Below are 5,046 nucleotides of genomic sequence, written 5' to 3' on the forward strand. Positions count from 1 at the left end.
CACCTTGTCGGCCAGATAGACTGCTTCATCGATATCGTGAGTGACTAGGATGATTGTCACGCCCAGTCGATCTCTAATATCTAGCATCAAGTCTTCTAGATCAGCGCGTGTCTGGGCGTCCACAGAAGCAAAGGGTTCATCCATCACTAGGACCTGGGGTCGATAAGCAAGCGATCTAGCGATGGCTACGCGTTGTTGCATACCGCCTGACATTTCCCAAGGATATAGCTTCGCGGCATGTTCTAGCCCGACATCGCGGAGAGCATTTGCAACCCGTTGTTCCTGGTCTGCAGCTGATAATTTCAGTCGTCGAAGCGGCAGTTCAATGTTTTGCTGCACGCGCATCCACGGCATTAACGAACGACTGTAATCTTGAAAGACCACTGATAACTCAGCTGGAGGTTTAACAATAGCCTCTCCATTTAAGCGAACTTCGCCCGAATCCGCAGGGCCAAGAGCGGCCAGCGCCCGGAGCAGAGTTGTCTTTCCTGAGCCAGAGGGGCCCACGATGCAAACAAACTCTCCTGAGCCAGCGGTAAAAGTGACATCATCGAGTACTCGTGTGTCTCCATAAGACTTTGCGATCCCTCGGACGTCCAACAACGGCGTCTGATCATTCATATCTTCAACATTCATAATGTTCCCATTCTTCTAACGCGTTTTTTGGTGCCAACTCAGTGCACGACGTTCTATTACCATTAGAGCGACATTCAACAAATATCCGACAATCCCGAGCAAGATCATTCCTGACCACATCTCGGGCATTGCGAATTGGCGCTGAGCCTCCAAAATGAAATATCCGATACCTCTAGACGAACCCATGAGTTCGCTTGCAAACATGAGGATCACAGCCACAGCTAGACATGCTCGAATCCCTGCAAAAATCTGGGGAGCCGCACTTGGTAAGACCATGCGAAATATCCAATCCCGCATCCGAATTTGGTATGACTTAGCGACGTCAACCAATGAAGGATGCACCGAGCGAACGCCCTCAATAGTGTTGAGCAGAACGGGCCATAGGGCTCCAAAGACGATTATCGCGATTCGCATGTCCATACCGATACCGATCAGCTGGATTGCCAGAGGCAGGAGAGCTACGGCCGGGAGGTACCGAAAAAACTGGAGGACTGGGTCAAGCGCTGAGACGATCTGTTGATTTAATCCCAAAATGACGCCGCCACTGACACCAATGACAATCGATAAGCTAAGACCAACCCCCAAAGCTAAAAGGCTTGGAATCACGTGCTCTCCGAAAAGTGCAAATAGCCATAGCTCTTGGAACCGATCTAAAATTATCTGAAGTGGCGGGAAGAATATCGAGTCCGCGTTCGCACTACTGATCCACCACGCTAGGAATAGCGACACTGGAAGTACTATTGGTAGAAGTATCCAGAGAATTCCTTTTTTCACTTTGTCCTCGTCTTTCGGTGCGCAGGATGCCAGTTGAGGGCTCTGCGTTCCATCGCTCGAAAAGCTGCGTCAATGGCAATTCCCAAGAGTCCGCATAAGAAGATATATGCATACATCTCAGGTACGGCGCCTCCGAGTTGGGCAATGAGAATGGCTTCTCCAAGGCCACCAGCGGGGATCACAATTTGTGCACTGATTGACACCAATAGACACACCGCGGCCGCAAGACGTATCCCAGTTGAGAGGTACGGGGCAGCAGAGGGAAGAAGCAAAAGTCGCACGTAGTCAATTTTTCTTACGCGGAGCGACCGAAAAGTCTCGCGAGCCACTGGATCAACATCGTGTACGCCGTATATCGCTTGCATGAGGACGGCCCAAACTGCGGCCAGGAAAGCCAGTACAACCACGCTTTCAATGCCTGCACCGAAAAGCAAGGCCACGAGGGGCACTAGCACCAGTGCTGGAATCGTCCGCAGAAAGTCCAGAGTCAGGGCGGACATGCGGTACGCGATACGGCTGACACCTAACGGAAAACCAACGGCGACACCAACGATGGTCGCTGCCACCAAACTTAATGCCCAGCTGAGCATTGTTTCGCCTAATGGGGACCATATCGTGCCACCAGCAAGGAGAGACCCAAAAGCAACGGTGACTTCTACCGGAGTCGGAACAGCTCCTAAACTGCCAATTGTCGCGAAGATCTGCCATAAGACCAGCAGACCCACGATAACAAGAACCTGATTGGTCCGAGGTTTCTCCTTTCGAGGACGTATTTTGTTAGTTACGGTCTCCGCACTACTAACGGTCATCGTCACTCCATAACAGTCCTTCGACTACGTGGCCTTTATCAATGAAATCGTGTTCGCCCATCAGATCTGCGTGATCTTGAAGGTCCTGCGGTGAGACGGTGGCATCGTAGAATGGCAAAATTGCGTTATTGATCGCTTCTTCTGAGAGTGATGTGAACTCAGGCAGGACACCGCGAACTTTGTCTGGATTATCGTTTGCGAATTCTCCTGCTTTTGCGATTGCAGCGTTAAATTTGCGGGCCGTGTCCGGGTTACTCTCAACAAAGCTGTCGCTTGAGACCCATTGGAGCGCAGTCATGCCCCCGAGACCATCCGTAAAGGGCTGAGAAATAGTCTCAAATCCTTCACCTTTAGCCACCGACAAAAATGGGTCCACTAAGAAAGCCGCGTCAATCCGCTCTGATTCCAGCGCAGGCATCATGTCTGGATAAGAGATTTCCACGATTTCGACGTCATCAACATCGACACCCGCTTCATCCAAGACAACGTGAAGCGCGAGATCGGGACCAGATTTGAGACCTACCACTGCCACGGTCTTACCCGCTAGATCAGCGACTTCAGCGATGTCGTTTTTGGGACTAACGACCAAAGCGGTGGTGTCGAGAGAGGCGTCCTTCGAGTAGCGATCAGAACCAGAGATAACCGTAATAGGAAGGTTCTTCGAAGCAGCTGTCACGACAGGTATCGAATTCATGAGTGCAACTTGCAGTTCGTCGTTCATAAGGGAGGGGACCGCAGTAGACGTTGCTTGAATAGTCGAAGGAGTCACTTCTAGGCCTTCTTCTTCAAAAAAGCCCTCCTCGATGGCTATATATAAGTGCGCTGCATTAGCGATCGGAGTGATGCCAACCGTAAGCTTCGTAACTTGGTCTTCCGCATCCGCCGCGTCGTCTGCATCGGCACTGGCGCACCCAGCTAGCAGAAAAGCACCTACCGTGATGGCTGCGCCCAGTTTCAACTTAGACATGTTTTTCTCCGTCATATCGGCCCCTCAATAAATGGTGTACGATTCGTATCGTACACCAGTGAGGTGCGTCACTACAAGCCATCAATCTGCGGTAGCCTAAACACAACAGGGATATATGAAACATGGACGACGGTCTCGCGTTTTGGGACGCTTCATCACCTCTGCAGCAACTCCGAGGCGCGTTGGTACTGTGCCCGCACCCTCCAGAACAGCACATTGTGGAAGAGCAATCTGCAAAAGCAGCTGAAGCAGAAGCGCAGCACGAGCAGGCTGAGTAAGTCGAGATGACATGTCGCACTATCTAACTGAGGCCTCAAATCCAGCTAGTCAGGGCATAAGCGCCAAAGGGGCTGTGGTGTGGAGGTCCGTGATGACCTGAACCGCGGCCGACGAATCACGATGCCGGTGAGCTCGAGTTTTTCGGCCAAGAGTGCGTCCTCAACCCCGTGGAATTCTCTACGGTTTCCGAGGCCAGAGGCCCGCCTTCCCGGGGCAGAGTCCCGACGTCAATAAACGATCGTCTTTCTCCCGCTGAAATCGCTACGTACTCACGCATCAAGATAGTAAGCACGTGCACTATGCGCCCAGAACCCTCGTCTGAAGTGTCGATCGCATCGGACATATTCACAAAGATCGCAATGCTGTAGTCCGAGTCTAGGTTGTACATCACTAGGGAACTAGAACATAGTCCGTCGCCGGTATGGCCCCACCAGCTTTCAAGTGAACCGATGCCAACCGCATACTCGTCGTATTCAGGGCCATCGCTTAGCGGTGCACCGACCAGCCGCTCTTCCTGCAGTTCAGGCGAGATCAGCTCTCCTGTCGCCAGCGCCTTGACCCACACCCTCATATCCGCCGTCGTCGAGATCATCGCTCCCGAGGCGCCCATTGCAGAGAAGTTATTGAATATTGGCGCCATCTCACCGTCAGCTGGCTGGTGACCCTGGGCGTGCGGATCACCCAGTCCTCGTCGGAGCCGGCGTAGACGGTATCGGTCAGGTCGAGTTCCTCAATGATGCGCTCGTCAATGGCCTCGGCAATCGATTGGCCGGTCACTTCTTCAATGACGACGGCGAGCAGATTCGTTGAGGTATTTGAATACACGTGGTCAGTGCCGGGCTCAAACTGTGAACCTTCGGCCAAACCGTAGCCATTGAGCGCCTCGAGTGTGAACTGCTGCATGAATAGGTGACATTCGATCTGGCTAGCTGACTGCTGGGCTGGAAGGATGAACCTATGCCTACCCCGTTTCCCAAAGAGTTTCGCGACGATGTTGTCCATGTGACATTGAATCGTGATGCCGGTGTTACGCTGGCTCAAATTGCCAGGGACTTTGGCATTCATGTTGGCACCCTAGATAAGTGGATGCGACAAGCTCGCACTGAAGCCGACGAGCAGTCAGGCGTGACAACGTCAGCGCACGACGAGCTCAAAGAATTGCGGAAACGCAACCGGCTGCTGGAAGAGGGAAACGAAGTCCTGCGTCGTGCAGCAGCGTATTTATCGCAGGCGAATTTGCCGGGAAAAGGCTCTACCCGCTGTGAGACTTGAGGTAGCTGGTCTGGGATCGGCTGGCAGGATAGGTATTGACCGTTCAATCTGTGGATGCGACCCTTCTACCCGCTGGCCCCTGTGGGTGCCTTGTACGAGACTTGTCCGTTCCAGGTGGCGGCCAGTACCCTCCGGCCCACTTCGGGTGACTTAATAAGAAGATTGTCCGCCAAGAAGACTCGGCGTGACTCATCACAGTGCTGTTCCGATGTGATGCAATGCCCGGACTGGTACCGGCCGTCTGACGGCCGCTAACCCTGCCCATCGCATTGGAAGGTACACCGACCGCTATGTCTATTGTCGCTGATG

At 52.9% G+C, this 5,046-nt stretch carries 8 protein-coding genes; 2 read left to right on the top strand and 6 right to left on the bottom strand.

The window, feature by feature from the left end:
* From K8V32_RS07340 to K8V32_RS07355, 4 genes are all read right to left on the bottom strand, one after another.
* Window positions 1–636: ABC transporter ATP-binding protein (locus K8V32_RS07340; RefSeq protein ID WP_303905162.1), on the bottom strand; the 636-nt coding region annotated here is incomplete at its 3' end.
* A 15-nt stretch (window positions 637–651) separates the two neighbouring features.
* On the bottom strand, window positions 652–1,410 hold the full coding sequence (locus K8V32_RS07345; protein ID WP_303905166.1) for an ABC transporter permease: 759 nt from the start codon (window positions 1,408–1,410) through the stop codon (window positions 652–654).
* On the bottom strand, window positions 1,407–2,219 hold the full coding sequence (locus K8V32_RS07350) for an ABC transporter permease (RefSeq protein WP_303905169.1): 813 nt from the start codon (window positions 2,217–2,219) through the stop codon (window positions 1,407–1,409). Before K8V32_RS07350 ends, K8V32_RS07345 begins: the two co-directional genes overlap by 4 nt.
* Complete coding sequence (locus tag K8V32_RS07355; RefSeq protein ID WP_303905172.1) at window positions 2,209–3,186, bottom strand: ABC transporter substrate-binding protein; 978 nt, start codon at window positions 3,184–3,186, stop codon at window positions 2,209–2,211. Before K8V32_RS07355 ends, K8V32_RS07350 begins: the two co-directional genes overlap by 11 nt.
* Window positions 3,187–3,308: 122 nt before the next feature.
* Between K8V32_RS07355 and K8V32_RS07360 the strand changes: the two genes are divergently transcribed.
* Window positions 3,309–3,464 carry a hypothetical protein gene (locus K8V32_RS07360; RefSeq protein ID WP_303905175.1) on the top strand — a complete coding sequence of 52 codons (156 nt, stop codon included), beginning with the start codon at window positions 3,309–3,311 and terminating at the stop codon, window positions 3,462–3,464.
* 116 nt (window positions 3,465–3,580) lie between these two features.
* On the opposite strand, the gene K8V32_RS07365 is transcribed toward K8V32_RS07360, so the two are convergent.
* Window positions 3,581–4,105, bottom strand: coding sequence for a serine hydrolase family protein (locus K8V32_RS07365; protein ID WP_303905178.1), 525 nt, complete (start codon window positions 4,103–4,105; stop codon window positions 3,581–3,583).
* Complete coding sequence (locus tag K8V32_RS07370; protein WP_303905181.1) at window positions 4,054–4,368, bottom strand: serine hydrolase; 315 nt, start codon at window positions 4,366–4,368, stop codon at window positions 4,054–4,056. The genes K8V32_RS07365 and K8V32_RS07370 overlap by 52 nt, the downstream gene beginning before the upstream one ends.
* A gap of 54 nt (window positions 4,369–4,422) precedes the next feature.
* On the opposite strand from K8V32_RS07370, the gene K8V32_RS07375 reads away from it, so the two are divergent.
* Window positions 4,423–4,737, top strand: a complete 315-nt coding sequence (locus K8V32_RS07375) for a transposase (RefSeq protein ID WP_303905184.1) — start codon at window positions 4,423–4,425, stop codon at window positions 4,735–4,737.
* Window positions 4,738–5,046 lie beyond the last annotated feature (309 nt).

Source organism: Enteractinococcus helveticum, assembly GCF_020742345.1.
In the GTDB taxonomy this organism is placed as follows: Bacteria; Actinomycetota; Actinomycetes; order Actinomycetales; family Micrococcaceae; genus Yaniella; species Yaniella helvetica_A.